The organism is Mycobacterium neumannii, from assembly GCF_002245615.1.
Taxonomy (GTDB): Bacteria; Actinomycetota; Actinomycetes; order Mycobacteriales; family Mycobacteriaceae; genus Mycobacterium; species Mycobacterium neumannii_A.
Map to the genome: position 1 here is coordinate 299,073 of NZ_NKCO01000004.1, position 26,326 is coordinate 325,398.

Annotated in this window: 26 protein-coding genes and 1 tRNA gene; 13 read left to right on the plus strand and 14 right to left on the minus strand. The window is 67.1% G+C overall.

Translation table 11 applies throughout. From position 1 onward, the window contains the following. Positions 1 to 28 precede the first annotated feature (28 nt). Positions 29 to 829 carry an SDR family oxidoreductase gene (locus CEX88_RS08030; protein WP_066846024.1) on the plus strand — a complete coding sequence of 267 codons (801 nt, stop codon included), beginning with the start codon at positions 29 to 31 and terminating at the stop codon, positions 827 to 829. 252 nt (positions 830 to 1,081) lie between these two features. Here CEX88_RS08030 and CEX88_RS08035 read toward each other — a convergent pair. From CEX88_RS08035 to CEX88_RS08055, 5 genes are all read right to left on the minus strand, one after another. After that, positions 1,082 to 1,154 (minus strand) — tRNA-Ala (locus tag CEX88_RS08035). Between the two features lie 72 nt (positions 1,155 to 1,226). Continuing rightward, a complete protein-coding gene (sepX, locus tag CEX88_RS08040; RefSeq protein WP_094293065.1) occupies positions 1,227 to 2,237 on the minus strand; it encodes a divisome protein SepX/GlpR in 1,011 nt (336 codons plus the stop codon). Positions 2,238 to 2,458: 221 nt separating this feature from the next. Continuing rightward, positions 2,459 to 3,112 (minus strand): GNAT family N-acetyltransferase, encoded by a 654-nt coding sequence (locus CEX88_RS08045; protein WP_094293066.1) that lies wholly within the window; start codon positions 3,110 to 3,112, stop codon positions 2,459 to 2,461. A gap of 17 nt (positions 3,113 to 3,129) precedes the next feature. Then, positions 3,130 to 4,395, minus strand: a complete 1,266-nt coding sequence (gene glp, locus CEX88_RS08050) for a molybdotransferase-like divisome protein Glp (protein WP_094293067.1) — start codon at positions 4,393 to 4,395, stop codon at positions 3,130 to 3,132. Between the two features lie 28 nt (positions 4,396 to 4,423). Next, a complete protein-coding gene (locus tag CEX88_RS08055; RefSeq protein WP_066841607.1) occupies positions 4,424 to 5,335 on the minus strand; it encodes a UTP--glucose-1-phosphate uridylyltransferase in 912 nt (303 codons plus the stop codon). 76 nt (positions 5,336 to 5,411) lie between these two features. Here CEX88_RS08055 and CEX88_RS08060 point away from each other — a divergent pair, with 76 nt between their 5' ends. From CEX88_RS08060 to mscL, 4 genes are all read left to right on the plus strand, one after another. Then, complete coding sequence (locus CEX88_RS08060; RefSeq protein WP_066841606.1) at positions 5,412 to 6,026, plus strand: 5-formyltetrahydrofolate cyclo-ligase; 615 nt, start codon at positions 5,412 to 5,414, stop codon at positions 6,024 to 6,026. Between the two features lie 59 nt (positions 6,027 to 6,085). Further along, positions 6,086 to 6,439: an FmdB family zinc ribbon protein gene (locus CEX88_RS08065; protein WP_082961573.1), complete on the plus strand. Its 354-nt coding sequence runs from the start codon at positions 6,086 to 6,088 to the stop codon at positions 6,437 to 6,439. 69 nt (positions 6,440 to 6,508) lie between these two features. Continuing rightward, on the plus strand, positions 6,509 to 7,159 hold the full coding sequence (locus CEX88_RS08070) for an SAF domain-containing protein (protein WP_066841604.1): 651 nt from the start codon (positions 6,509 to 6,511) through the stop codon (positions 7,157 to 7,159). Positions 7,160 to 7,260: 101 nt separating this feature from the next. After that, positions 7,261 to 7,719: a large-conductance mechanosensitive channel protein MscL gene (mscL, locus tag CEX88_RS08075; RefSeq protein ID WP_066841603.1), complete on the plus strand. Its 459-nt coding sequence runs from the start codon at positions 7,261 to 7,263 to the stop codon at positions 7,717 to 7,719. Positions 7,720 to 7,779: 60 nt separating this feature from the next. On the opposite strand, the gene CEX88_RS08080 is transcribed toward mscL, so the two are convergent. The 7 genes from CEX88_RS08080 to rpmF form a co-directional block, all read right to left on the minus strand. Then, positions 7,780 to 8,424: a porin MspA gene (locus CEX88_RS08080; RefSeq protein WP_094293068.1), complete on the minus strand. Its 645-nt coding sequence runs from the start codon at positions 8,422 to 8,424 to the stop codon at positions 7,780 to 7,782. A 524-nt stretch (positions 8,425 to 8,948) separates the two neighbouring features. After that, complete coding sequence (locus tag CEX88_RS08085; RefSeq protein WP_066841601.1) at positions 8,949 to 9,593, minus strand: porin MspA; 645 nt, start codon at positions 9,591 to 9,593, stop codon at positions 8,949 to 8,951. Between the two features lie 569 nt (positions 9,594 to 10,162). Beyond that, a complete protein-coding gene (locus CEX88_RS08090; RefSeq protein ID WP_094293126.1) occupies positions 10,163 to 10,708 on the minus strand; it encodes a MogA/MoaB family molybdenum cofactor biosynthesis protein in 546 nt (181 codons plus the stop codon). 23 nt (positions 10,709 to 10,731) lie between these two features. Then, positions 10,732 to 12,102: a trypsin-like peptidase domain-containing protein gene (locus CEX88_RS08095; protein WP_094293069.1), complete on the minus strand. Its 1,371-nt coding sequence runs from the start codon at positions 12,100 to 12,102 to the stop codon at positions 10,732 to 10,734. A 185-nt stretch (positions 12,103 to 12,287) separates the two neighbouring features. Beyond that, on the minus strand, positions 12,288 to 13,757 hold the full coding sequence (locus CEX88_RS08100) for a HAMP domain-containing sensor histidine kinase (protein ID WP_094293070.1): 1,470 nt from the start codon (positions 13,755 to 13,757) through the stop codon (positions 12,288 to 12,290). Then, positions 13,757 to 14,443 carry a response regulator transcription factor gene (locus tag CEX88_RS08105; RefSeq protein ID WP_064399516.1) on the minus strand — a complete coding sequence of 229 codons (687 nt, stop codon included), beginning with the start codon at positions 14,441 to 14,443 and terminating at the stop codon, positions 13,757 to 13,759. Before CEX88_RS08105 ends, CEX88_RS08100 begins: the two co-directional genes overlap by 1 nt. 72 nt (positions 14,444 to 14,515) lie before the next feature. Continuing rightward, a complete protein-coding gene (rpmF, locus tag CEX88_RS08110; RefSeq protein WP_064350598.1) occupies positions 14,516 to 14,689 on the minus strand; it encodes a 50S ribosomal protein L32 in 174 nt (57 codons plus the stop codon). Between the two features lie 200 nt (positions 14,690 to 14,889). Between rpmF and CEX88_RS08115 the strand changes: the two genes are divergently transcribed. The 6 genes from CEX88_RS08115 to CEX88_RS08140 all read left to right on the plus strand — a co-directional run bounded on the left by CEX88_RS08115 (position 14,890) and on the right by CEX88_RS08140 (position 23,330). After that, entirely contained in the window at positions 14,890 to 16,605 is a 1,716-nt protein-coding gene (locus CEX88_RS08115) for an acyclic terpene utilization AtuA family protein (RefSeq protein ID WP_274381093.1), read from the plus strand. After that, on the plus strand, positions 16,602 to 17,750 hold the full coding sequence (locus CEX88_RS08120) for an acyl-CoA dehydrogenase family protein (RefSeq protein ID WP_094293072.1): 1,149 nt from the start codon (positions 16,602 to 16,604) through the stop codon (positions 17,748 to 17,750). The genes CEX88_RS08115 and CEX88_RS08120 overlap by 4 nt, the downstream gene beginning before the upstream one ends. Next, on the plus strand, positions 17,747 to 19,342 hold the full coding sequence (locus CEX88_RS08125; protein ID WP_094293073.1) for an acyl-CoA carboxylase subunit beta: 1,596 nt from the start codon (positions 17,747 to 17,749) through the stop codon (positions 19,340 to 19,342). The genes CEX88_RS08120 and CEX88_RS08125 overlap by 4 nt, the downstream gene beginning before the upstream one ends. A gap of 91 nt (positions 19,343 to 19,433) precedes the next feature. Then, positions 19,434 to 21,371 (plus strand): acetyl/propionyl/methylcrotonyl-CoA carboxylase subunit alpha, encoded by a 1,938-nt coding sequence (locus CEX88_RS08130; protein WP_094293074.1) that lies wholly within the window; start codon positions 19,434 to 19,436, stop codon positions 21,369 to 21,371. Continuing rightward, a complete protein-coding gene (locus CEX88_RS08135; protein WP_274381094.1) occupies positions 21,353 to 22,537 on the plus strand; it encodes an acyl-CoA dehydrogenase family protein in 1,185 nt (394 codons plus the stop codon). The genes CEX88_RS08130 and CEX88_RS08135 overlap by 19 nt, the downstream gene beginning before the upstream one ends. Before the next feature lie 13 nt (positions 22,538 to 22,550). Beyond that, positions 22,551 to 23,330, plus strand: a complete 780-nt coding sequence (locus tag CEX88_RS08140) for an enoyl-CoA hydratase family protein (protein ID WP_094293076.1) — start codon at positions 22,551 to 22,553, stop codon at positions 23,328 to 23,330. Here the strand turns inward: CEX88_RS08140 and CEX88_RS08145 are convergent. Continuing rightward, positions 23,327 to 24,295, minus strand: coding sequence for an HTTM domain-containing protein (locus CEX88_RS08145; protein WP_094293077.1), 969 nt, complete (start codon positions 24,293 to 24,295; stop codon positions 23,327 to 23,329). The genes CEX88_RS08140 and CEX88_RS08145 overlap by 4 nt on opposite strands. Continuing rightward, the gene (locus CEX88_RS08150) at positions 24,292 to 24,867 is read right to left on the minus strand and encodes a hypothetical protein (protein ID WP_126315821.1); all 576 of its coding nucleotides are present in this window, start codon (positions 24,865 to 24,867) and stop codon (positions 24,292 to 24,294) included. The genes CEX88_RS08145 and CEX88_RS08150 overlap by 4 nt, the downstream gene beginning before the upstream one ends. A gap of 117 nt (positions 24,868 to 24,984) precedes the next feature. Here CEX88_RS08150 and CEX88_RS08155 point away from each other — a divergent pair, with 117 nt between their 5' ends. Beyond that, the gene (locus CEX88_RS08155; RefSeq protein WP_094293079.1) at positions 24,985 to 25,746 is read left to right on the plus strand and encodes an SDR family oxidoreductase; all 762 of its coding nucleotides are present in this window, start codon (positions 24,985 to 24,987) and stop codon (positions 25,744 to 25,746) included. A 93-nt stretch (positions 25,747 to 25,839) separates the two neighbouring features. Then, complete coding sequence (locus CEX88_RS08160) at positions 25,840 to 26,319, plus strand: DUF1707 SHOCT-like domain-containing protein (protein ID WP_094293080.1); 480 nt, start codon at positions 25,840 to 25,842, stop codon at positions 26,317 to 26,319. Positions 26,320 to 26,326 lie beyond the last annotated feature (7 nt).

The following is a 26,326-nucleotide window of genomic DNA, read 5'->3' on the forward strand; positions in this document are numbered from 1 at the left end:
GCCATGGCGATGATGGAGGCGCTTGTCGATGAGTGACGGTCAGTTCAGCACGCATACAGAACTTTTCGACCTCACCGGCAAGCGCGCCGTCGTCACCGGTGGCACGAGCGGCATCGGCGTGATGATGAGCCGCGGTCTGCTGCAGGCCGGTGCCAGCGTGGTGATCAGCTCGCGAAAAGCCGACGCCTGCGAACGCGCGCAGGAAGAATTGTCCCGGTTCGGCCAGGTGCGCGCGATCCCTGCGGACCTCTCACGACACGACGAGTGCCTGCGGCTCGCCGACGAGGTGACCGGTGGCGGCGAGCCGGTGCACATCCTCGTCAACAACGCGGGTGCGACCTGGGGCGAGCCACTGGAAAGCTTCCCCGACTCCGCGTGGGACAAGATCCTCAACGTCAACGTCAAGTCGCCGTTCTGGCTCGTTCAGGCGTTCCTGCCCGCGCTTCGTGCCGCAGGCACCGCGGACGATCCGGCCCGGATCATCAACCTCGGCAGTGTCGACGGCATCCGGGTGCCCGAACTGCCGACGTACTCCTACAGCGCCAGTAAGGCGGCCGTCCATCAGCTCACCCGTGTACTCGCCCGCGAACTGGGGCCGCAGCACATCACGGTCAATGCCGTTGCGCCAGGCGCGTTCCCGTCGAAGATGATGGCCGCGACCTTGGATGCGTTCGGCGATGAGATCGCGGCGTCGGCGCCGCTGCGTCGCATCGGACGCGACGACGACATGGCCGGGATCGCGGTCTACCTCGCCAGTCGCGCCGGAGCGTTCCTGACCGGGGCGATCATCCCCGTCGACGGCGGACTGGCCACGACTGCGAGCAAGTGACTCGCGGGCGACGGGCAGCGAGGCAGAGCTGTCTGCTCAACAAAGAGGTTGACCCCGCTGACCGCCTCGCGGGTGGCACCGGTGCAACCCTCACCGATCGCCACCCACTGCCGCGAACTGTGCCCCACTTCGCAAGTCGGTAAACCGAGCCATAAAACGAAGGTGGGTCGTCACGCCGGCCGCGAGATTCCGGTGACTTCCGGTGCGATCATCGGCCGGCGGAAGCCTCGACTCTGACCTGATCAAATTCTGTGGAGCTAAGGGGAATCGAACCCCTGACCTACTCGATGCGAACGAGTCGCGCTACCAACTGCGCCATAGCCCCTGATACCGGTAGCAGGCTACCAGTCACCGGACAGCCGCCGAAAATCGACGGCCCCGATGTTCTGCGGTCGGCTTACTGCCCCGCAGCCCGCGGCAGGTCGAAGTGCCGCGCAAACGGCGCGTAGTCCAGATGTTCGAAGATCGGATCCTCGTCGTCGATCTCCAGCACCACCGAACCCGGCCGCCGCAAGCGCGCAGGCACCACGTCGAACTCGCGGTCATCGGTGTTCTCGACGCCCAGCCGCGAGCGAGCGATGCGCTGCGCACGCCTGCGACGCAGCCGCTCCTCGATCCGGGTCTGCCTCCGCAGGTAGCCCAGGTACAGGACGGTGAACCCGCTGACAGCGCCGCACAGCCACCACAACGTCGCGCTCAGCGTGAACGCCGCGGCCGCCGTCGCCACCAACAGCACGCCAAGCGCTGTCAACATCCGCTTGCGGAACCGGTACTTGCGCTCGCTCACCGCGGCCGCCGTCTTGGACTCATGCCTGCGCCGACGCGCCTCGGACAGCGAGTCGGCCATCCGCAGGTCGGCTTCGGACGGCGCCTCCAAGCCGGATGAGTCGTCAACGGTCTCGTACTCGTCGTCGGCGTCGACGTCCTCGGGCTCGGGTTCCTGCTCTTCGACGGCCGCCTCGTCGACCGCCTCATCCGCCGGCTCGTCGAATTGCAGTGTCAGCTCTTCTTTTTCGGCTTCCGGACGGTCGGACACTCCGATGGGCAGGGCGCCGGAGTCTTCGCCGATAACATCGACGTCGAGGTAGTCGGGTGCGGCCTTCTCCTCCACGGCGACCGCGGCGGCGCGCACCACCGCGCGACTGCTGACGGGTTCGGGTTCGGGTTCGATCTCCTCGTCGAGGTCTTCTTCGGAGGGGCGCCAGTCCGGATCGCTGGCATGGCCGGCCGCCGGACCGCGTCGTTTCAGAAGCCGCGAATTGCGGCCGCCGTTGAGGACGCGTGTGGACAGCGCGACATCACTGGTCCGGCGCACGGTGTCGCGCTTGCTGATCAGCATCGGCACGAGCACGAAGAGCCAGAGAACGACGAGAGATATCCACAGAAGAGATTGGGGGATGCTTGGCATGTCGCCTGCTCCTTTCCCCTAAAGGCTAGGTCTGTGACCTGCGCATCCGTGGGCGGCGCGCCGAAGCAATTACACACCTGTAATTCACACAAGACAAGCACCAACAGTCACAAATGTCACATTGGTAACAGCGGAGGGCGTTCGGCTTTCGCGAGACGTACACCAGGGCGGTGTTTCGCCGTGGTTCGCGACCCCGGTGTACGTCTCGCGAAATCACACGACTATGCCCACTCGGCGCGCCCCTGTCGCACCAGCGTCGCGGCCGCGGAGCCGGTGATCTCTTCGATCGTGATGGCCACCAGCAGGTGGTCGCGCCAGGCGCCGTCGACATCTAGGTACCGGCGCAGCAGCCCTTCCTCCCGAAAGCCGACCTTCGTCAAAACCGCTCGGCTAGCTGCGTTTTCCGGGCGCACCGTCGCCTCGACCCGGTGCAGTCCGACCGGACCGAAACAATGGTCCACACCCAACGCCAAGGCCGCTGTCGCGACCCCGCCGCCGTTCACCGCCTTGGCCACCCAATACCCGATCCAGGCCGATCGCAGTGCCCCGTACGTGACGTTGCCGATCGTGAGCTGCCCGCAGAACTGGTCGTCCAATTCGATCACGAGGGGCACCATCCGGCCCTTGCGCGCTTCGGACCGCAGCCCCGAACACACCGAGGGCCACGACGTGATCGCGTGTCGCGTCTCCCAGTCCACACCCGCGGCCGGTTCCCACGGTTCCAAGTGCGCGCGGTCGGCCAACCTGATGCGGCTCCACTGCGCTCCGTCGCGCAGCCGGACCGGGCGCAACCGCACAACGCCGGCGGCCACCCGCAGCGGACCCGCAGACATGGGCCAACCCGGATGTATCGAACTCGACCGCCACAGGTTCACGTCGATACCCGCGCGGATCAGCCGCGTTGTGCCAGGAAAGCGACGTCGACGATCTCGCCGGTACGAACCGATTCGGCTTCGGTGGGCACGATGACCAGACAGTTCGCCTCGGCCAGCGTGGCCAGCAAGTGCGACGCGCCAGGCGCACCGCCGAGCGCCTGGACGAGGTACTCGCCGGTGTCCTGATCCCGCATTAGTTGACCGCGCAGATATCCCGTCCGGCCCGCGACCGATTCGATCGGCGACAACGCACGAGCCTGCACGATGCGGCGGTGCGCATGCCGCTTGCCCAGCGACAACCGGATCAGTGGACGCACCATGACCTCGAACACCACCAGCGCGCTGACCGGGTTGGCGGGTAACAGGAATACCGGAACGCCGTCGCGGCCCAGTTGGCCGAACCCCTGCACCGAGCCGGGGTGCATGGCGATGCGGGTCACCTCCATCTCCCCGAGTTCGGCGAGCACAGAACGGACCCCCTCGGCGGCCGCTCCGCCGACCGCCCCGGCGATGACGACCACCTCGGCGCGATTGAGCTGACCCTCGACGACTTCGCGCAGTCGCTTGGGGTCGGTGTCGACGATGCCGACCCTGTTCACCTCGGCGCCCGCGTCACGCCCCGCGGCGGCCAGCGCGTAGGAGTTCACGTCGTACACCTGACCGTTGCCCGGTGTGCGGGAGATGTCGACGAGTTCACCGCCCACGCACATGACGGACAACCGCGGCCGCGGATGCACCAGGACCCGCTCCCGGCCGACCGCGGCCAGCAGGCCGACCTGCGCCGCGCCGATGATCGTGCCCGACCGCACCGCGACGTCGCCCGGTTGGACATCGTCGCCCGTTCGCCGGACGTAGGCGCCCGAGCGCACGCCACGCAGCACCCTCACCCGGGCATCGCCGCCGTCGGTCCAGCGCAGCGGGAGCACCGCGTCGGCCAGCGTCGGCATCGGGGCGCCGGTCTGGACCCGCGCGGCCTGACGCGGCTGCAGTCTGCTCGGTGTCCGGGCGCCGGCCTCGATCAGTCCCATCACCGGCAGGCTCACTTCGCCGTCGGTCGGCTCGTCCCCGTCTGCCGCGTCGCCGGCTTCGCCGACGCCGAGCACGTCGACGCTGCGGACCGCATACCCGTCGATCGCCGCCTGATCGAATCCGGGCAGCGGACGCTCGGTGACCACTTCCTCGGCGCACATCAACCCCTGCGCCTCGGCTATCGCCACGCGTACCGGCCGCGGCGCCACCGCCGCAGCCGCGACTCGTGCCTGCTGTTCCTCGACCGAACGCACTGCACCCCTATCTATGCGTCGGGGCTCATCAGCAGTCGATCAGCCCCAATCGCTCCACCAACCACCGCCGGAGTTCCGGCCCGTAGTCATCGCGCTTCAACGCAAAGTCAACCGCAGCCTTGAGGTAGCCTCCGGGATTTCCGAGGTCGTGTCGAGAGCCACGGTGCACGACGACGTGCACCGGGTGTCCCTCGTTGATGAGCAACGCGACGGCGTCGGTCAGCTGGATTTCACCGCCCGCGCCGCGCGGAACGCGCCGCAGCGCATCGAAGATGGCCCGGTCCAGCACGTATCGACCGGCCGCGGCGTACGGCGACGGGGCGTCCTCGGCCTTCGGCTTCTCGTACATCCCCTTCACACGCAACACGTTCGGGTTGTTCGTGTCGGAGACGGGTTCGACGTCGAAGACGCCGTAAGCGCTGATCTCGTCGCGTGGCACTTCGATCGCACACAGCACCGAACCACCGCGTTTGGCCCGCACCTTCGACATGGTCTCCAGCACGCCGGTCGGCAACACGAGGTCGTCGGGCAGCAACACCGCGATCGCGTCCTCTTCGGGGCTCAGCTTCGGTTCCACGCAGCTGACCGCGTGGCCGAGGCCCAGCGGCTCGGCCTGCACCACCGACTCGACCTTGATGAGGGCCGGTGCGCGACGCACCTTCTCCAACATCGACTTCTTGCCGCGGGCCTCCAAAGTGCCCTCGAGCACGAGGTCGTCGACGAAATGCGCGACGACCCCGTCCTTGCCCTCGGACGTGATGATGATCAGCCGTTCCGCGCCCGCCTCGGCCGCTTCCGCGGCGACGAGTTCGATGCCCGGTGTGTCGACGACAGGGAGCAGTTCCTTGGGGACCGTTTTGGTGGCCGGCAGGAACCGAGTGCCCAGGCCAGCCGCAGGAACCACCGCCGTGTGGGGGATCGAGACCAGAGGCCGTGTCATCGTTCACACACTAACGTCCATGGGCAGGTTGAACGTTGCGAGGTCGGGCGTGTTGAGACCGATTGGGGAAGATGACGTGAGCGCGACCAAGGCGGAGCTACGGGCCTCGATTCTGGTGGCTCGCCGGGCCCTGCCCGCGCACGAGCACGACACCGAGGCATACGCGTTGACCGAGCATGTGTCGGCACTCGTCTCGACCGAAACGACTGTCTGCGCCTACGTTCCGGTCGGCTCCGAGCCCGGCTCCCCCGAGATGATCGACGCTCTTCACCGGCACGGCGTGCGGGTGCTGCTGCCGGTCGCCTTGTACGACGTCTCGGGTATCCCGCAGCCGTTGCAGTGGGGCGAGTACGTGCCCGGCGAATTGACGGAGGGGCGGTTCGGCCTTCGGGAACCCGGAGGGCCGCGGCTCGAACCGGAGACCATCTCGCTTGCCACGACGTTGTTGATCCCCGCGCTCGCGGTCGATCGCGGCGGTGCGCGGCTGGGCCGCGGTGCCGGCTTCTACGACCGGTCACTGCGGTTGGCATCGCGGTCGGCGCGGCTCGTGGCGGTCGTGCGCGACGACGAACTCGTCGACCGGCTACCCACCGAACCGCACGACGTGTCGATGACCCACGCGCTGACACCGCGGCGCGGGTTTGTGGCCCTCGACCGGGCGGCCGGGCCGGGAATGACGCACGCCACGTAGCGGTTCTAGCACTTGAGTCGGTAGAGTGCTAACAGATCTGACCACCAGGGAGGGGTCCCGTGCCTACGTATTCCTATGCGTGCACCGAGTGCGGCGACAAGTTCGACGCAGTCCAGGCGTTCAGCGACGCCTCGCTGACCACGTGCAAAAAGTGCAACGGCCGGCTGCGCAAGCTGTTCGGGAACGTGGGCGTGGTGTTCAAGGGCAGCGGCTTCTACCGCACCGACAGCCGTGAATCCGCCAAGAGCTCGTCAAACGGCTCCAGCAACGGGTCCAGCTCCTCGGAGTCGAGTTCCTCGTCGGAGAAGACTTCGTCGACAGAGAAGAAAACGTCAGACTCGGCAAGTTCGAGCACCTCTAGCACTTCCTCGAGCTCGTCGGGCTCTCCGGCAGCGGCCGCCGCATCGAGCTGACGCTCGAAGTTATCCACAGGACGGCGAGTACCTCGCCCACCCTCCCGATGCGCTGCCTAACTTGGCCGCATGGGGGACTCACTCAATCTGTCGCCGCTGCATCGGATCACCGAGATCGTGCGGCCCGATTGGACGCGCACGGTGCTTGCCCGCCGCATCGCCGCGGGCGCTCTTGTGGTGCTCGCCGCCGTCGCCGCGGTGCGTCCCGACCCCGATGACCAGCACGTCGACGCCGTCGTCGCCGCGCGCGACCTGAGCCCGGGAAGCGAGCTGACCGCCGACGACGTTCGGCGCGAAAAGCTCGACGCAGCAACGGTTCCCGATGGTGTTCAGACTGATGCCGCCGCGGTCGTGGGCGCCACACTGGCCGGCCCCGTCCGCCGCGGCGAGGCGCTCACCGATGTCCGCCTGCTGACGCCCCGGCTCGCCGAAGCGGCGGCGGGCCCGACTGCGCGCATCGTGCCGCTGTCGCTTGACGAGACCGCGGTGCTCGATCTGATCCGCCCGGGCGATGTGGTCGACGTGCTGGCCGCCGGTGGCGATTCCGACACCCGGCCGCGGGTGGTGGCCAGCGATGCGATCGTCGTGTTGGTGTCTGAAAAGCCCACGGGGACCGGCGCGGGGACTGATCGCGTGGTTCTGGTGGCGCTGCCCGCCCACGCCGCCAACGAGTTGGCCGCCGCGACGCTGGTGGAGACGGTGACGCTCACGCTGCACTGAGGGCGGGCCACTCCACGCCGGGTATTCCTGCCCTGTCCGGTGGCAACGCGGCTAACGTGCGTAGCTGTCGACCACATACCAGGCAGGGAGGATCTAGACACATGTTGAAGGGCTTCAAAGATTTCCTCGCCAGAGGCAACATCGTCGACCTCTCGGTCGCGGTGGTCATCGGTACGGCGTTCACCGGACTGGTCACCAGGTTCACCGACAGCATCATCGAGCCGCTGATCAGCCGCATCGGCGCGGGCGGTGAATCCGACTACGGCATTCTGCGCATCGGCATCGGCGGGGGCCAGACGATAGACCTGAATGTTCTGCTGTCCGCAGTGATCAACTTCATCCTGGTTGCGGCGGTCGTCTACTTCCTCGTCGTGCTGCCCTACAACCGGCTGCGCAAAAAGGGTGAAGTCGAGCAGGCCCAGGACACCGAGCTGACACTGCTCACCGAGATCCGCAACATCCTCGCCGAGACCAACGGATCCTCGGGCGCACACAGCGCAGCCCCCGGCACCGGTCCCGACCCCGACACCGCGAAAACCACGAGCGCCGACAAAACCTGATCGCAACGGAACAGCCCCCGGAGAGTTCCGGGGGCTGTTCGTTGCTCGGGAGAGCGTCTGTCAGTTCATGTTCCACGGCTCGCCGTAGGTGGTGACGCTGTCACCGGCCGACGAGATCAGGCGCGCGAACGGGCGCAACAACACACCACCGGCAGCGCCGGTGACCGTGCCGTGCGCATTGGACACCGCCACACCGCCGTTGGCGCCGGCCACGTCCACCGAAAAGGTCGCGACCTCCTGGATGCCCGGGCCGTTACCGAGATCGGCGCTGATCGACACACCCGGGAACAGGTTAGGGGTGGTCAAGAAGCCCGCGCTCGGGTCGAGGTTCGGCGGCGCCTGATCGAGCAGGATGTTCGGGGTCGTGTAGCTGAAGTTGATGCCCACGCCCAGCGACCAGGGGAAGCCGATCTGATAGCCCAGCTCCAGGGTTCCCTCGAACTCGTCGGCACCCGGGCCGGCCACGATGTACTTCGCGCGGCCACTGTGGAACCACTCACGAGTCAGCCGGTTGCGGTCAAGAGGAAACACACCATTGAGGAACGTGTCCCACTGCTGAATCGTCAGCGTCCGGTCCTTGCCGTCGACCAGACTCAACTCATTGTCCAACCCTGCGTGAGAGGTGCCCGAACTCACGAACAACGACGCGAGGGCTCCGGCTATCGCCAAAACCAGCGCCATCAGCACCCGACTGAATACCTTCATGTTCTCCCTAGCTAGTCGATGCGGACCCCCTGTGGACCCGCAACTGGTGTCAGCCGTAGCTGGCGCTAGCGCCGCACGACGCATGAGTGGCGTTTGAGCAAATGAGAGACCTCATATGCTGCTCTTACGCTTTGCCCATCCGTTGACACGAGGAACATAACGGCGCTGACGGAAACCGGCAACGCGAGCGCGCGGGTTATCGGCACCGCCCAAGCGCGGCCCAATTTGGTTCATGCCGCGAATAAGGCTTGCCACGACCGGATTCCGCACCCATCCCGCGGGTATCGCGGGACTTCAAGCTCGCTGTTTCGGCTGCGCCGATCGTCGCGCCGTGTGCTGCGGCACATCGGACCGCTACGCACGGCGCGGTCACAGTTTCTGTGCTGTAACGCGCAGTGATCAAGATCACTAGCAAAGTGCTTTTGCTGTTTACCTAATGGCAATGTCCGGTTCCACCTGCGGTCAGAAACAAGACAGCCCCCGGAGGGTTCCGGGGGCTGTTCTGTTGCTCGGGAGAGCGTTTGTCAGTTCATGTTCCACGGTTCGCCGTAGGTGGTGACGCTGTCACCGGCCGAGGAGATCAGCCGCGCGAACGGGCGCAACAACACACCACCGGCAGCGCCGGTGACCGTGCCGTGCGCGTTGGACACCGCCACACCACCTTCGGCGCCGGCCACGTCCACCGAGAAGGTCGCGACCTCCTGAATACCCGGACCATTACCGAGATCAGCACTGATCGACGCCCCGGGGAACAGGTTCGGGGTGGTCAAGAAGCCCGCGCTTGGGTCGAGGTTCGGCGGCGCCTGGTCGAGCAGAACGTTGGGGGTGGTGTAGCTGAAGTTGATGCCCACGCCCAGCGACCAGGGGAAGCCGATCTGGTAGCCCAGCTCCAGGGTTCCCTCGAACTCGTCGGCACCCGGGCCGGCCACGATGTACTTCGCGCGGCCACTGTGGAACCACTCACGGGTCAGCCGGTTGCGGTCAAGAGGAAACACCCCATTGAGGAACGTGTCCCACTGCTGAATCGTCAGCGTCCGGTCCTTGCCGTCGACCAGACTCAACTCATTGTCCAGCCCCGCGTGAGAGGTGCCCGAACTCACGAACAACGACGCGAGGGCTCCGGCTATCGCCAAAACCAGCGCCATCAGCACCCGACCGAAAACCTTCATGTTCTCCCTAGCTGTGTCGACGGTCAGCCCCCGGCTCACCGTGCTCTGCAGTTGGTGCCTGGCCCACCTCTAGTCCCAGAGGTCCGAGACCCCCGCGACTCGATGAGAGATCTCACTGTCGCTGTTACGTGCTGTTCATCGTTTGTGACACGAGGAACATAACGGTCGGGCACAAACCCGGCAACGGGAGATCGCCACACGAGCGAGGGACGTTACCGGGGCTGCCGGTTCGCCGCGCGGACACCTCGCGTTCCCGCGCTCGGGCCGTAACCTGGACGTAACGTGAACCGGTCGGTCGGGTTCACCGCAGCAAGCGGCCGCCGCGCTACGGGAGCGGCGTCGACTGGTGGCTCGATGAGTCAATTGTGATGCGGCGGACGATTTTCCCGCATCCAACGCTCGCGCTCGGCGTCGTCGTCGGGAGTCGAGGCGTCGCGCTCAGCGGCGGATATTCCTGGGATGACCTCGCCGAAAACGTTGTCGATTAGATCGCGACCAGGCCTCGACCGGTCACCCACGATGACGTCCAATTGTGACTAAGATCACATTTCCGCGCTTTCCGCTCATGGTCAGATGTCGAGGCTCGACAGCTGGCCGATGATCTGTACCGCGAGCGGATTGAGGGTCGCCATGCCGTCGCGGACCGCCGCGCGGGAGCCGGCAAGGTTGACGACGAGCGTGCTACCCGAGATTCCGGCGAGGCCACGGGAAACACCCGCATCGACCATCCCCGCGGACAACCCCGAGGCGCGCAAGGCCTCCGAGATGCCGAGGAGTTCACGATCGAGAATGTCGCGGGTGGCTTCTGGCGTCACGTCGCGGGGGGTGACACCCGTTCCGCCGACCGACACCACGAGGTCCACCCCGCCGATGACCGCGGTGTTGAGAGCGTTGCGAATCTCGACCTCGTCGGACGACACGACGACGACCCCGTCGACGACGAATCCGGCCTCCGTGAGCAGTTCGGTGACCAGCGGACCGCTGTGGTCCTCCTCGTCGCCGTGTGCGGTGCGGTCGTCGACCACGACGACCAGTGCTCGGCCCACCAACTCCCCTGGCTGCTCCATGACTGCAACCGTATATGCGGCCCGTGACAGCGGCGCGGCCACTCTCAGGGTGCTCACGTCGGTCGGCGTCATCACTGCTGCGCCTTACCCAGCGTGACCTGGACCGACTTCGGCTTGCCCGACGGGTCGAGATACGACAGCGTGACCTTTTCCCCGGGCGCCCTGGACCGGATGGCGGCGACCAGCGCATCGGCGCTGCCGATCACCCGGTCGTCGACCTTGGTGACCACGACCCCGCTGGGTAGCCCCGCCGCGGCAGCAGCGCCACCGTCGGTCACCTCGACGATCCGAGCGCCGTCGATGGACGCGTCGTTACCGACCTGCACGCCCAGCGAGGCGTGCGCCGCGGTGCCGTTCTTGATCAATTCGTCGGCGATCCTCTTGGCCTGGTCCACCGGGATCGCGAAGCCGAGGCCGATTGAACCGCCCTGCGCTTGAGGCCCGGCGTCGGCGCCCAGTGTGGCGATGGCGGAGTTGACGCCGATCAGCTCGCCGTTCATATTGACCAGCGCGCCACCGGAGTTGCCGGGGTTGATGGCGGCATCGGTCTGGATCGCGTCCAAGACGGTGTTCTGGTTCCGAGCGTCGCCGCTGGCGGCGACCGGACGGTTCAGCGCGCTGATGATCCCGGTCGTGACGGTGCCCTCGAGGCCGAGCGGTGAACCGACGGCGACCACGTCCTGACCCACCTGCAGGTTGGCCGACGAACCGATGGTGATGGGGGTGAGGTCGGAGACGCCCTGAGCCTTCACCACGGCGATGTCGCTACTCGGGTCGGTGCCCATGACGGTGAACGGGGCGCTGCGACCGTTCGAGAAGGTCACCTTGGTCTGGGCCCCGCCCGGGCCCGCTGAGGGGCCACTGGGGCCGCCGGGACCGCCCTGGGCCGCCGACACCACGTGATTGTTGGTCAGGATCAATCCGTCGGAGGACAGGATGATGCCCGACCCCTCTTCGGATGCCCGCCCCATATCCGTCTCGAGCTTGACGACGCTCGGAACCACCTTCGCCGCGACTTGCTCCACCGAACCCACCGGCAGGCTGGCAGCGGGCACACTGGGCGCCGCGCCGTCGATCGATGACGATGCCGAGGGCCGGTCGGGCTGCGCCAGCAGCGCCACCCCGCCGCCGATGCCGGCCGACACGACCGCTACGGCAAGCGCTCCAGCCGTCAATGCCCCTGCGCGGGAACGCTTTTGCCGCGGCTGACCGGGCAGCGGCTGAGCCGCGCCGCGGTAGGGATCGTAAGGCGCACGGAACTGTTGCTGAGTCGGATGCTGGTGAGCCACCTGATGCTGCGTCGCATAGCGCCAGTCGTAGGGCTGCTGCTGGTACGGGCCGGGGCGCTGGGCGCCACCAGGGTAGCCGGGCGTCCCATGCTCAGCGCCCATCGGCCGGCGGCCGGGCGGCGGGGGCGGCGAATACCTCGGGTGGTTCGTCATGTCGCTCGGGCTCTTCCTTTTCCCTCGTTCTTTGCGTGTTCCGACCAAATGGACAACGTTCGACTCAGGTCAACAGTGCCCCGCCGGGCTGAGAATCCACTTAGAGAACGTTCGGTTGATACCCAAACCTCGCTCCCCCATTCCCGCCGCTGACAATCATCGTTGACATTGGTCCCCGCGCCGGGCTACTCGGCAGGGGCGTGTCGGGGAACGACCCACTCGGCGGCGTGCTCATGCGCGGACCGCCCCGGCAGTACCACATGCATCGATGTACCGGGTGGTTGCCCGCCCCCAACGGTGTCTTCGATTCGCAGCGAACCGCCGTGTTTGAGCACGACCTGCTTCACGATCGCCAATCCGAGGCCCGAGCCCGACATCGCCCGGGCCGTTGCGGACCGGTAGAACCGCTCGAACACGAGCGGACGCTCCTGGGGAGGAATGCCGGGGCCGTAGTCGGAGACCACCAACTCGGCGTTCATCGCGTCGATCTGCATCAGTCGGACCGTCACCAGGCCGCCGGGAGGGCTCCATTTCGCGGCATTGTCGAGCAGGTTGAGCACGGCGCGCGCCAAGCCAGCCGAGTCGCCGTAAACCAGCCATGGTGTGGTCGTCGCCTCGAACTCGATGTCGTTGCGGCGGCGGCGAACTCGTTCCAGCGACCGGTCCACGATCTCGGCGACGTCGACGGTCTCGTGCACGGTGACACCCGCGTCGTCGCGCGTCAGGTCCACCAGATCACCCACCAGTGTGGACAATTCCTCGATCTGGGCGATCACGTCGGCCCGCAGTTCGGCCATCTCGTCCTCCGGCAACCGCGGCGCACCGGGTGCCATCGACGCCATCAACAGTTCGACGTTCGTGCGCAATGACGTCAGCGGGGTGCGCAGCTCATGGCCGGCATCCGTCACGAGGCGGGCCTGGCGTTCGCGCGACTCCGCCAGCGCGCGCAACATCATGTTGAACGCCTCGGTGAGACGGGCGAGTTCGTCGCTGCCGAACACCGGTATAGGCCGCAGGTCATCGGTGCGCGCGACGCGCTCGGCGGCCTGGGTCAACCGCGCCACAGGACGTAGGCCCGCACGCGCGACGGCACCACCCGCGATCGCGGCAACCGCAACCCCGATCCCGCCGACGATGATCAGCACGGTGCTCAACCGTCGGAGCAGCGCGGCGGTGGGAACCATGCTCTTGGAGATCAACAGCGAGCTGTCGTTGGACAGGTGCATCGCGAGCACCCGCTGATGATCGACGGTGCGCAGCGACATGATCAGATCCCCTCGCAGGACGGCCTTTTCGGGCTCGCCCAGCGGCAGCGTCTGCCCCTGTTGGTTGGCCGTGAAGATCGCTCGGCCGGGGATCACCAGCATCGCGTTGACGTCCGAGTACGCGGTGCCCTCGATGGCCTTACTCGGATCGGCTTGCAGCGAGCCGCTTTCCATGAGCAACCGCGCCCGGTTGCGCAGTTGGTTGTCGACGTCGTCGTACAACGCGCGCGACACCACCGCCCAGACCGCCACCGTGGTGAGGACGACGACCATCGCCACCATCGACATCGCCAGCAGCATCACGCGCCACCGCAGCGACACCGAACTGGTTCTCGACGGCGGTCGAGGCGATTCGGGTTGGGGCACAGCCCCGTAATTCGGAACAGACATCAGGGAGGTGTTTCGCGCAGCACATAACCCACTCCGCGTACGGTGTGGATCAGTCGCGGCTCTCCTTCGGCTTCGGTTTTGCGGCGCAGGTAACCGACGTACACCTCGAGGGCATTACCGGACGTCGGAAAGTCGAAGCCCCACACCTCTTCGAGGATGCGACTGCGCGTCAGCACCCGGCGCGGATTGGCGATCAGCATCTCGAGAAGCGCGAATTCGGTGCGGGTCAGGCTGATCTGGCGTTGCCCCCTGGTGACCTCGCGGGTGACAGGATCGAGCGTCAGATCGGAGAAGGTCATCGCGGCCGACTCCACGCCGTCGTCGGGGCCGGTGCGACGCAACAGCGCCCGCATCCGGGCCAACAACTCTTCGAGCGCGAACGGCTTGGGCAGGTAGTCGTCGGCTCCGGCGTCGAGACCCGCGACCCGTTCGGAAACCGAATCGCGCGCCGTCAGCACGAGGATCGGCAGGTCGTCACCGGTGCTGCGGAGCTGACGGCACACCTCGAGGCCGTCCAGGCGCGGCATCATCACATCGAGCACCAGGGCATCGGGCCGATCGCTGGCGATTCGTTCCAGCGCCTCGACGCCGTCCCCGGCCAGTTCTACTGAGTATCCGTTGAATGAGAGCGAACGGCGCAACGACTCGCGCACCGCGCGATCGTCGTCGACGACAAGTATGCGCACAGCCACAGTGTCAACCCCCTGTCTGAGAGTGACCTGAGAGGCGCGCCGGGACCCGGTGCGCCCGGCGCCGGGTTAGCGGCGGTCGAGGTCGATCAGGCCGAGGCGGGCGGCCTTGAGCAGCCGGCGCGGCACTTTGTGCTGCTGACCGGCGACGTTGACGCCCACGAGCTCCGTGCGCTTGGCCTTCCACTGCGCGCGCCGGCTACGGGTGTTCGCGCGCGACATCCTGCGCTTGGGCACAGCCATGGTCGAGATCTCCTCTTGAGGGGGTAAGTCTGGCGCCGCGCGCGCGGTGAGGCGCCCGGCAAGTGTCTTTCAGGATAGCCAACGACCTGCGTAGCCTCCAAAACAGCGGAAGTCGATGCCCCGAACCTTGACGCGGTACCGCTGGTCATCGTTAACCTACCGGTTGGTTGGCAGCGTCCGCGACGAAGGGAGCCCGCGTGATCTCTGCACGTGGTCCGGTCCGGATCGGCAACTGCTCGGGGTTCTACGGCGACCGGCTCGCGGCCATGCGCGAAATGCTCACCGGCGGCGATCTCGACTACCTGACCGGCGATTATCTCGCCGAGCTGACGATGCTGATCCTGGCGCGCGACCGCGCCAAGTCGGCTGACCGCGGCTACGCCAAGACGTTCCTGGCCCAACTCGAGGAGTGCCTCGGTCTGGCACTCGACCGGGGTGTGCGCATCGTCACCAACGCCGGCGGGCTCAACCCGGCCGGGCTCGCCGACGCGGTGCGGGCGCTCGCAGACCGGTTGGGATTGACGGTCAACGTGGCACACGTCGAGGGTGACGACCTGCTCGGGCGCGCGGACGAGTTCGGCTTCGGCTCGGTCCTGGCGGCTAATGCTTACCTGGGCGCCTGGGGCATCGCCGAGTGCCTCGACTCCGGCGCCGACGTGGTGGTTACCGGGCGCGTGACCGACGCATCCGTGACCGTCGGGCCGGCCGCCGCACACCACGGGTGGGATCGCACCGACTACGACCGGCTCGCCGGCGCGGTCGCGGCCGGACATGTCATCGAATGCGGCGCCCAGGCCACCGGCGGCAACTACGCGTTCTTCGTCCGCGACTTTCCCGATCTCGGCGCTTTGACCCGGCCGGGGTTTCCGCTCGCCGAGATCCATTCGGACGGCTCCTCGGTCATCACCAAACACCCGGGCACCGACGGCGCGGTCACCGTCGACACCGTCACAGCACAACTGCTGTACGAGATCGGCGGGGCGCGCTACGCCAACCCCGACGCGACGCTGCGCGTCGACAACATCGAGCTGTCCGGCGACGGACCGGACCGGGTGCGGATCTCCGGTGTGCGCGGTGAGCCGCCGCCGCCCACGCTGAAGGTCTCGCTCAACAGCATCGGCGGATTCCGCAACGAGATGACGCTCGTGCTGACGGGCCTCGACATCGAGGCCAAGGCGGCGTTGGTACGGCGCCAACTCGAGGCGGCCCTGACGGTCAAACCGGCCCAGCTCGAGTGGACCCTGGCGCGCACCGACCACCTCGACGCGGACACGGAAGAAGCCGCGAGCGCCCTGTTGCGCTGCGTGGTCCGTGACCCCGATCCTGAAAACGTGGGTCGCCAGTTCTCCTCCGCGGCAGTCGAACTCGCGTTGGCGAGCTATCCGGGCTTCCACGCCACCAGCCCGCCCTCGCAAGGGCAGGTCTACGGCGTGTTCAAGCCGGCCTACGTCGCTGCCGCCGAGGTGCCCCACGTCGCGGTGCACGCCGACGGTTCCCGTGTCGACATACCGCCCGCGGGGGAAACTCTGGATCTGGCGCCCGTGCCGCCGGCCGCCCTCCCCGAGCCGACTCCGTTCGGCGAGACGAGACGCGAGCCTCTCGGCCTCATTGCCGGCGCCCGCAGCGGGGACAAGGGCGGCAGCGCGAACATCGGCGTGTGGGTGAGGACCGACCGGCAGTGGCGGTGGCTCTCGCACATGCTGACTATCGACAAGTTGCGCGAACTCCTGCCCGAGACAGCGGATCTGCCGGTCTCGCGCTACGTGCTGCCCAACCTCCGCGCGGTCAACTTCGTCATCGAAGACATCCTCGGCGAGGGTGTCGCCTACCAGGCACGGTTCGATCCGCAGGCGAAGGGGCTCGGCGAATGGCTGCGCAGCAGGATCGTCGATATCCCAGAGGAGCTGTTGGCGTGAGCATTTGGCACACTCCCGAACGCGAACAACTGCGCAAGACCGTGCGGACGTTCGTCGAGCGTGCGGTGCTCCCCCACGTCGACGAGTGGGAAAGCCGTGGTGAACTGCCGCGCGACCTGCACCTCAAGGCCGGCCAGGCCGGCCTGCTGGGCGCCGGTTTCCCCGAGGCGGTCGGCGGGGGCGGCGGCGACGGGGTCGACGCGGTGGTGATCTGCGAGGAGATGCACTACGCCGGCTCACCCGGTGGAGTGTTCGCCTCGCTGTTTACCTCGGGAATTGCGGTGCCGCACATGATCGCTTCGGGCGACGAGCGGTTCATCGACACGTATGTGCGGCCCACTCTGCTTGGTGAGAAGATCGGCAGCCTCGCCATCACCGAACCGGGCGGCGGCTCGGACGTCGGACACCTGACCACCCGCGCAGATCGCGACGGCGAGGACTACATCATCAACGGCGCCAAGACGTACATCACGTCGGGTGTGCGCGCCGACTACGTCGTGACCGCGGTGCGCACCGGCGGGCCGGGCGCGGCTGGAATCTCGTTGATTGTCGTGGACAAGGGGACTCCCGGATTTCAAGTCACCCGCAAGCTCGACAAGATGGGCTGGCGCTCCTCGGATACCGCCGAACTGTCCTACACCGACGTTCGGGTCCCCGCCGCCAACCTCGTCGGCTCGGAGAACTCGGGCTTCCTGCAGATCGCGGCGGCGTTCGTCTCCGAACGGGTCGGACTCGCCGCGCAGGCCTACGCCGGCGCGCAACGCTGCCTCGACCTCACCGTCGAGTGGTGCCGAAACCGGGAAACCTTCGGCCGCCCGCTGATCTCACGACAGCAGGTCCAAAACACGCTGGCCGAGATGGCGCGGCGGATCGACGTGGCACGGGTGTACACCCGCCACGTCGTCGAACGGCAGATTCATGGCGAGACCAACCTGATCGCCGAAGTGTGCTTCGCCAAGAACACCGCCGTCGAGGCCGGCGAATGGGTGGCCAACCAGGCCGTCCAACTGTTCGGCGGCATGGGCTACATGGCCGAGTCCGAGGTCGAACGTCAGTACCGCGACATGCGGATCCTCGGGATCGGTGGCGGCACAACCGAAATACTCACCTCCCTGGCCGCCAAGACGTTGGGATTCCAATCATGACCGCTCTTCGATCCACGCTCGACGCCGCGTCGCCCACGTTCGGTGAGGCGGCGGCCGCGATGACCGCCAAGATCGCCGAGCTCGACACCGAACACGCCAAAGCGCTGGCAGGCGGCGGCGAGAAGTATGTGCAGCGGCACCACGACCGCGGCAAGCTGACCGCCCGCGAGCGCATCGAGCTGCTGATCGACCCCGACTCACCGTTTCTGGAGTTGAGCCCGCTCGCCGCGTGGGGCAGCGACTTCACCGTCGGCGCCAGCGTGGTCACCGGCATCGGCGCGGTCGAGGGCGTCGAATGCTTGCTCGTCGCCAACGATCCCACCGTCAAGGGCGGCACCAGCAACCCGTGGACGCTGAAGAAGATCCTGCGCGCCAACCAGATTGCGTTACAGAACCGGCTGCCGCTGATCTCTCTGGTGGAGTCCGGTGGGGCGGACCTGCCGACACAGAAGGAGATCTTCATCCCCGGCGGGCAGATGTTCCGCGACCTGACCAGGTTGTCCGCGGCCGGCATTCCGACCGTCGCCCTGGTGTTCGGCAACTCGACCGCAGGTGGAGCCTACATCCCCGGCATGTCCGACCACGTCGTGATGATCAAGGAGCGGTCCAAGGTGTTTCTGGCCGGGCCGCCGTTGGTGAAGATGGCCACCGGCGAAGAAGCCGACGACGAGTCTCTCGGTGGAGCCGAAATGCATGCCCGCACCTCGGGTCTGGCCGACTACTTCGCGCTCGACGAGGCCGACGCCATCCGCATCGGACGGCGCGTCGTCGCCCGGCTGAACTGGGACAAGCGAGGCCCGAAGCCCGCACCGGTCGTCGAACCCCTCTACGACGCCGAAGAACTGGTCGGCATCGTGCCCCCGGATCTGCGCATCCCGTTCGATCCGCGCGATGTGATCGCCCGCGTCGTCGACGGGTCGGAATTCGACGAGTTCAAGCCGATGTACGGCTCGTCACTGGTGACAGGGTGGGCCAGGCTCTACGGCTACCCGATCGGCATCCTGGCCAACGCGCGCGGCGTCTTGTTCAGCGAGGAGTCGCAGAAGGCCACTCAGTTCATCCAGTTGGCGAACCGCTCGAACACCCCACTGTTGTTCCTGCACAACACGACCGGATACATGGTCGGCCGCAAGTACGAGGAAGGCGGCATGATCAAGCACGGCTCGATGATGATCAACGCCGTATCAAACTCGACCGTGCCGCACATCTCGCTGCTGATCGGAGCCTCGTACGGCGCGGGTCACTACGGAATGTGCGGCCGCGCGTACGACCCGCGGTTCCTGTTCGCCTGGCCCAGCGCCAAATCCGCGGTGATGGGCGGAACACAGCTGGCGGGAGTGCTGTCGATCGTCAGCCGCGCTGCCGCCGAGGCCCGCGGCCAGGCCGTGGACGAGGACGCCGATGCCGCGCTGCGGGCCGCGGTCGAAGCGCAGATCGACGCCGAGTCGCTTCCGATGTTCCTGTCGGGCAGGCTCTACGACGACGGAGTGATCGATCCCCGCGACACGCGCACCGTCCTTGGAATGTGTCTGTCCGCCATTGCCACTGGCCCGATCGAGGGGACGTCGAACTTCGGCGTCTTCCGGATGTGAGCGCGATGTCCTCGTCCCCCGAAACTGAACTTATGCGCTATATCTCCCGGATGTCTCGATCACATCCTCAGACTCGGCGCGGGAGAAGCACATGATCACTCGAGTTCTGGTCGCCAACCGCGGTGAGATCGCCCGTCGGGTGTTCGCGACATGCACGAGACTCGGCATCGGCACGGTCGCCGTCTACACCGACCCCGACGAGCACTCCCCGCATGTCGGCGAGGCCGACGCGCGGGTACGCCTGAGCGGCCGCACCGGATACCTCGACGCCGATCAGCTGATCGCCGCGGCTGCGGCTTCAGGCGCCGACGCCGTCCACCCCGGATACGGATTCTTGTCGGAGAACGCCGAATTCGCGCGCGCGGTAGGTGAGGCGGGTCTGACGTGGATCGGGCCGCCACCCGCAGCGGTGGCCGCGATGGGCAGCAAGATCGAGGCGAAGAAGATGATGGCCGCCGCGGGTGTCCCCGTACTCGACGAGCTGGACCCCGACGGCGTGACCTCCGACCAATTACCCGTGTTGATCAAGGCTTCGGCGGGCGGCGGGGGCCGCGGTATGCGCGTGGTGCGTGAGTTGTCGGAGTTGCCGGGCCAAGTCGAAGCCGCCCGCAGGGAGGCGGCATCCGCATTCGGTGACCCGACGGTGTTCTGCGAGCGCTACCTGGCCAGCGGCCACCATGTCGAGGTCCAGGTGCTCGCTGACCAACACGGCACCGTCTGGGCGGTCGGTGAACGCGAGTGCTCGATCCAGCGGCGCCACCAGAAAATCATCGAAGAGGCGCCCTCGCCACTCGTCGAGCGCACACCAGGCATGCGCGCCAAGCTGTTCGATGCCGCGCGGCTGGCCGCGACCGCGATCGGCTATACCGGAGCGGGCACCGTGGAGTTCATGGCCGACGCGTTCGGCGACTTCTACTTCCTCGAGATGAACACCCGGCTGCAGGTCGAACACCCGGTGACCGAAGAGACCACCGGCCTGGATCTGGTCGAGCTGCAATTGCTTGTCGCCGACGGGGGCAGGCTCGACGCCGAACCGCCGCCGTCACGGGGCCATGCCATCGAGGCGCGCCTCTACGCCGAGGATCCGGCGAAGGGCTGGCAGCCGCAGGCGGGCACCGTGCACCGGTTCGAGGTCCCGGCCAACGTCCGGGTGGATTCCGGGGTGGTCGACGGATCGGTGGTGTCGATCTTCTACGACCCGATGCTGGCCAAGGTGATCTCCTATGCGCCTCACCGTCGCCAGGCGGCCACCATCCTCGCCGATGCACTGTCGCGCAGTCGCATTCACGGCGTGCGCACCAACCGCGATCTGCTGGTCAACGTGCTTCGTCATCCGGCGTTCCTCGACGGCGCCACCGACACCGCGTTCTTCGACACCCACGGGCTGGGAGCATTGTCGGCACCGCTCACCGACGACCGCACGGTGGCGTTGTCGGCAGTTGCCGCCGCCCTGGCCGATGCGGCCGCGAACCGCAGCGCTGCGACGGCATTCGCGGCCGCCCCCAGCGGTTGGCGAAATCTGGTGTCGGGCCACCAGATCAAGCGGTACGCGGACACCGGCGGCACCGAGCACGACGTCCGATACCGGTTCACCCGCTCGGGTCTCGAGTTGCCCGGCCACGACGACGTGTCGCTCCTTTCGGCATCACCGACGCGGGTCGTGCTGACCGTGGCGGGCGTGGACCGACCGTTCGAAGTGGCGCGCTACGGCCAGGACATGTTCGTCGACTCACCCTCGGGCCCGGTGCATCTCATCGCCAGACCGCGGTTCGGGGACCCCGACGACGCCGTCGCACACGGCTCGTTGTTGGCGCCGATGCCCGGTTCGGTGCTGCGCGTCGGCGCCGCGGCCGGCGACACCGTCACCGCAGGCCAACCGCTGGTGTGGCTGGAAGCCATGAAGATGGAGCACACCGTCACCGCACCCAGCGACGGTGTGGTCGCCGAACTCAACGTCGAACCCGGTCAGCAAGTCGACGTCGGCTTCGTCATCGCCCGAGTCGTCGCCCGATCCGAAGGAGAACAGTGAGCAGTTTCGTCGAGACCGAAGAGCAGCAGGCGTTACGCAAGTCGGTCGCCGCGATGGCCGCGAACTTCGGCCAGGACTACTACCTGGAGAAGGCGCGCGCCGACGAACACACCGACGAGTTATGGTTGGAGGCAGGTAAACTCGGGTTCATCGGGGTGAACTTGCCCGAAGAGTACGGTGGCGGCGGCGCAGGCATGTATGAGCTGTCGATCGTGATGGAGGAGATGTCGGCGGCGGGCTGCCCGCTGTTGCTGATGGTCGTTTCGCCCGCGATCAACGGCACCATCATCGCCAAGTTCGGCACCGACGACCAGAAGAAGCGTTGGCTGCCCGGCATCGCCGACGGGTCGATCACTATGGCGTTCGCGATCACCGAACCCGACGCCGGCTCCAACAGCCACCGCATCACCACCACCGCGCGCCGCGACGGCGCCGACTGGATCCTGTCCGGCCAGAAGGTGTACATCTCCGGCGTCGATCAAGCGCAGGCGGTGCTCGTCGTCGGCCGTGCCTATAAAGAGGGAGCCCACAAATCCGAATCTCTTCGCCCGGCGCTGTTCATCGTGCCGACCGACACAAAAGGGTTGAGCGCGACCAAGATCGAGATGGAACTGGTCAGCCCGGAGAACCAGTTCCAGCTCTTCCTCGACGAGGTCCGGCTGCCCGCCGACGCGTTGGTCGGCTCCGAGGACGCCGCGATCGCGCAGCTGTTCGCCGGCTTGAACCCCGAGCGCATCATGGGCGCCGCGAGCGCGGTCGGCATGGGCCGGTTCGCGATCAACAAAGCCGTCGACTACGTCAAGACCCGTCAAGTCTGGAAGACACCGATCGGCGCTCACCAGGGGCTGTCACACCCGTTGGCGCAGAACCATATCGAGATCGAACTGGCGAAGCTGATGATGCAGAAGGCGGCATCGCTCTACGACGCGGGAGACGACGTCGGTGCCGCCGAGGCGGCGAACATGGCCAAGTACGCCGCAGGTGAGGCCTCGGTGCGCGCGGTCGATCAAGCGGTGCAGTCGATGGGCGGCAACGGCCTGACCAAGGAGTACGGCATCGCCGCCGCGGTCACGGCGTCGAAGCTCGCCCGCATCGCGCCGGTCAGCCGGGAGATGATCCTGAACTTCATCGCGCAGACCTCGCTCGGGCTGCCCCGTTCCTACTGATGGGGCCGCACTGATGAGCGCACTGGTCGGTTATGCGGTCGACGGGGCCGTCGCCCAACTCACCCTCGATTCACCGGACAACCGCAACGCCTTGTCGACCGCGCTGGTCGAACAGCTGCACCAGGGCTTCACCGACGCCGTCGCCGATGCCGACGTGCGGGTCGTCGTACTGGGTCATACCGGCGGGACATTCTGTGCGGGAGCCGATCTCAGTGAAGCCGCGGGGCGGGACCCGGGTGACCTGGCCGTCGACCGAGCCCGTGAGATGACCCGGCTGCTGCGCCGCATCCTCGAGCTGCCGGTCCCGGTGGTGGGCGCCATCGACGGGCACGTCCGCGCCGGCGGGCTCGGGCTGGTCGGCGCATGCGACATCGTGGTGGCCGGCCGCCGAAGCACGTTCGCGCTGACCGAAGCACGCATCGGTGTCGCGCCCTCGATCATCTCGCTGACCCTGCTACCCAGGATGACCAGTCGCGCGGCGAGCCGCTACTTCGTCACCGGCGAGAAGTTCGGAGCCGCGGAGGCGGCCGACATGGGGCTGATCACGATCGCCTCCGACGATGTCGATGCCACCGTCGCCGAACTGACCGCCGCGATCGGCAAGGCGTCGCCGCAGGGGTTGGCGACCTCGAAGGCGTTGGTCACAGCGCCCATCCTGGAATCCTTCGACCGTCGCGCCGAAGAGCTCACCGCGCAGAGCGCCCAGTTGTTCGTCTCCGAGGAGGCCCGCGAAGGCATGCTCGCTTTCCTCGAGAAGCGCCAGCCGAGGTGGGCCAGCTCCGCCGAGTCCTAGGGCACCGCCGACTGTTCGGACGGCGGTGGCGGCGGCTGATCTGACAAGCGGTTGTCGCGCTTGGCTTTCCACCGCGTCGGGAGCCGCTCGATCGCCTCGCCGGGAACGAACGCCAAGTACAGCACGAACATCGCGACGCTGAAGAACGCGACGTTCAGGTTGACCATGATCGCCAGGTGCATCACCACGCCCGCCCCCAGCACCCAGTACCGCCAGCGTCTGCTCCAGACGAGGATCGCCAGCGCCACTTCGATCAACAGGGTGCCCCACGCGATGAGGTTCACCAGAATCGCGTTGGCCGCCAACCACTCCGGAGCAGGCAACAGCGCCCATCGGCCGTCGGTCCCCCATGCGTAGAAGACCGCGGAGCCGTCCACCCAGCTCTTGTTCGCCAGCTTCGCCTGGACGGTCACCAGGTAGATGATCGACAGCTGGATCTGCAGCAGCCGAACCGGCCATACCGCCCTGGTCTGCGCAGACCAGAACGCACCGGCGAGCCGTCGCTGGTCCAGCGACAACGCCGCACCGCACGAGGAAAGCGCCAGAACCAATGCGGTGACGGTGAGGATCGAGTCCCCGGCGTTGAAGAAATGCTCACCGCGTCGCAGAAACGACTGCAGCAGAACGAAAACGAGGACCGCCGCCACCCGGCTGTGCCAACCGACAGTCATCGCGACGGCGGCCACCAGCAGCACCACCCACCCGACGAGAAGCGCATTGTCGCCCGGCCATATCTGGAAGACGCTCCACTGGAAGTTCACCCGGGGATGCTCGGGCTCCACCCCTTGACTTCCGAAGACGCCGAGAAGATCTGGGATCAGCGTCAGGCACCAGGCGACGATGACGAGACCGAACCCGATCCGCACGAGACCCAGCGGGTAGGCGGGCCGAGCGGTGAAGAAAAAGGCGTTCCAGCGGTCGGCGGCGGAACCCCACGCCGACCGGACTCGATCCCCGGCGGTCATCGCGCGCCCACCAGAACCTCTTGGTAGAGGAGTTTGGAGGCGACGGGACGCCGGGTCTCGGCCGACTCCTCACCCGGCGCCGTCAACGTCTCGGTGTGCAGCAGCATCGTGACGCCGACGGCCTTGTCGTTCGGCCGACTCACCTCGCGGACCACCCAGTGGGCCAGCTGCCGCCGGAAGTCGGAGTCCAGAAGGGCGGCATACCTGAGCAGCAGCCAACGGTCCCACCACCCGACGCCGCTGGCGCCAGGCTCGAACGTCCACACCCGGGTCTGACCGTCAGCGAAGCGCACCTGCACCTCGACGGAGTCTTGGCGCCTGCTCGGGTTGGCATACATCGCCCAACTCTGGTCGAGCGCGGCGGGCACCGCGATCGGCTCGACGACGGGAAGCAGTTCACGCTTGATCGGCGAGTCGGGCAGGTTGCATACGATTCCGACGACCACGAAGACCACGATGCCGACACTGATGACCACCCTGCCCACGGGCGAGCTCTCGAACCGCTGTTGCAGAGTGTTCAAGCCGCCAAGGCGAGAGCTGCGCTCCTGCTGCTCCTGCTGGTCTGGCGTCACGGTTCTCGCCTCTCGTCGGGAACACCCTAATTCACCGTGTGATTCTCGCTGTGTCGGCGCGTCTGCGCAGAACTCGGCGTCCCCGAAGGGCTTGACCGCGGGCATAGTGTGAGGCTGATGTCACGTACGGTTCTCGTCACCGGGGCAACGGGCACACTGGGCCACCGCGTGGTACCGGAGGCGATCGACGCCGGCCACGACGTTCGGGCGCTGAGCCGCAAAAGCCATGTGGGATACACCGGCGTGCACTGGGCCCAGGCCGACCTGCTGACGGGTGCGGGCCTAGACGCGGCGGTCGACGGTATCGAGGTCGTGGTCAACTGCGCGACGCAACCAATCGGCGACAAGGACGTCACGGCGATGCGCAACCTCGTCGCATCGGCCCGCCGGGCCGGCGTCGCGCACATCGTGCACGTGTCGATCGTCGGCATCGACCGCATTCCGCTGCCGTACTACCGCACGAAGCTGCGCGCCGAACAGGTCCTCGAGGCGTCCGGCGTCGGCCACACGGTGCTGCGGGCGACACAGTTCCACGACCTGATCCACACGATCTTCGCGCTGCAGCGGTACTCCCCCGTGATGTGGACGTTTCGCGGGGTTCGGTTTCAGCCCATCGACACCGCCGACGTCGCGGCTCGGCTGGTGGAACTGGTCGGCACCGAACCGGCGGGCCGGGCGCCCGACGTCGGTGGGCCCGAGGTGCACACCCACCCGGAGTTGGCGCGCATGTATCTCGAGGCCACGGCGAGCCGGCGCCGGACCCTAGCGGTGCCCGTGCCTGGACGAATCGGGAACGCATTGCGGTCGGGCGCCAACCTGGTTCCGCAGAACCGGACGGGCGTGCTCGGGTTCGCCGAATTTCTGGCAGCCGGGCAATAAGTTCGCCCATCTAGATTCTTCGCCCTCGCGAGTCAGGCCACAGTTTGGCCTACTTGCTTGCATGTGCCACGGTTCGTCGTACGCTCGTATCCGATGAGCAATCCAGCGTCGCGGAGCGGTCCGATGCGTGCTGCTGACACCGATCGAATTCAGGTGGCACAGCTGCTCACTGATGCCGCCGCCCAGGGCCGACTTCAACTCAATGAGTACGAGGACCGTCTGACCAGGGCGTATGCCGCGCAGACGTACGACGAGCTGGACCGTTTGTCGGCTGACCTGCCCGGCGCGATCACCCGGGGGCGCAGCGGCGGCCCGTGCCGGCCTGCGCCGTCGACGATGCTGCTGGCGATCATGAGCGGCTTCGAGCGCCGCGGTCGCTGGAACGTGCCGAGGCGGATGACCACGTTCGCCCTCTTCGGCGGCGGAGTGGTGGATTTGCGGTACGCCGACTTCGGTCAAGTCCAGGGACGTGGTGTACGACGTCGTCGGGTGATTCTTCGAGGTGATGGTTCAGGCGGTCAGTGCCGCCGGCGTGGCCTCCTGTTCGCTCGGGGTGTCGTTGACGGCACGTGATTTGCTC

Excerpts from the sequence above, each read along its gene's own strand:
- rpmF (WP_064350598.1), bottom strand. The coding sequence starts at position 14,689 with ATGGCTGTGCCCAAGCGCAGGATGTCGCGCGCGAACACCCGTAGCCGG.
- CEX88_RS08130 (WP_094293074.1), top strand. The coding sequence starts at position 19,434 with ATGATCACTCGAGTTCTGGTCGCCAACCGCGGTGAGATCGCCCGTCGG.
- mscL (WP_066841603.1), top strand. The coding sequence starts at position 7,261 with ATGTTGAAGGGCTTCAAAGATTTCCTCGCCAGAGGCAACATCGTCGAC.
- CEX88_RS08100 (WP_094293070.1), bottom strand. The coding sequence starts at position 13,757 with ATGTCTGTTCCGAATTACGGGGCTGTGCCCCAACCCGAATCGCCTCGA.
- sepX (WP_094293065.1), bottom strand. The coding sequence starts at position 2,237 with ATGCCAAGCATCCCCCAATCTCTTCTGTGGATATCTCTCGTCGTTCTC.
- CEX88_RS08070 (WP_066841604.1), top strand. The coding sequence starts at position 6,509 with ATGGGGGACTCACTCAATCTGTCGCCGCTGCATCGGATCACCGAGATC.
- CEX88_RS08030 (WP_066846024.1), top strand. The coding sequence starts at position 29 with ATGAGTGACGGTCAGTTCAGCACGCATACAGAACTTTTCGACCTCACC.
- CEX88_RS08140 (WP_094293076.1), top strand. The coding sequence starts at position 22,551 with ATGAGCGCACTGGTCGGTTATGCGGTCGACGGGGCCGTCGCCCAACTC.
- CEX88_RS08085 (WP_066841601.1), bottom strand. The coding sequence starts at position 9,593 with ATGAAGGTTTTCGGTCGGGTGCTGATGGCGCTGGTTTTGGCGATAGCC.
- CEX88_RS08160 (WP_094293080.1), top strand. The coding sequence starts at position 25,840 with ATGAGCAATCCAGCGTCGCGGAGCGGTCCGATGCGTGCTGCTGACACC.
- CEX88_RS08055 (WP_066841607.1), bottom strand. The coding sequence starts at position 5,335 with ATGACACGGCCTCTGGTCTCGATCCCCCACACGGCGGTGGTTCCTGCG.
- CEX88_RS08155 (WP_094293079.1), top strand. The coding sequence starts at position 24,985 with ATGTCACGTACGGTTCTCGTCACCGGGGCAACGGGCACACTGGGCCAC.
- CEX88_RS08095 (WP_094293069.1), bottom strand. The coding sequence starts at position 12,102 with ATGACGAACCACCCGAGGTATTCGCCGCCCCCGCCGCCCGGCCGCCGG.
- CEX88_RS08145 (WP_094293077.1), bottom strand. The coding sequence starts at position 24,295 with ATGACCGCCGGGGATCGAGTCCGGTCGGCGTGGGGTTCCGCCGCCGAC.
- CEX88_RS08080 (WP_094293068.1), bottom strand. The coding sequence starts at position 8,424 with ATGAAGGTATTCAGTCGGGTGCTGATGGCGCTGGTTTTGGCGATAGCC.
- CEX88_RS08125 (WP_094293073.1), top strand. The coding sequence starts at position 17,747 with ATGACCGCTCTTCGATCCACGCTCGACGCCGCGTCGCCCACGTTCGGT.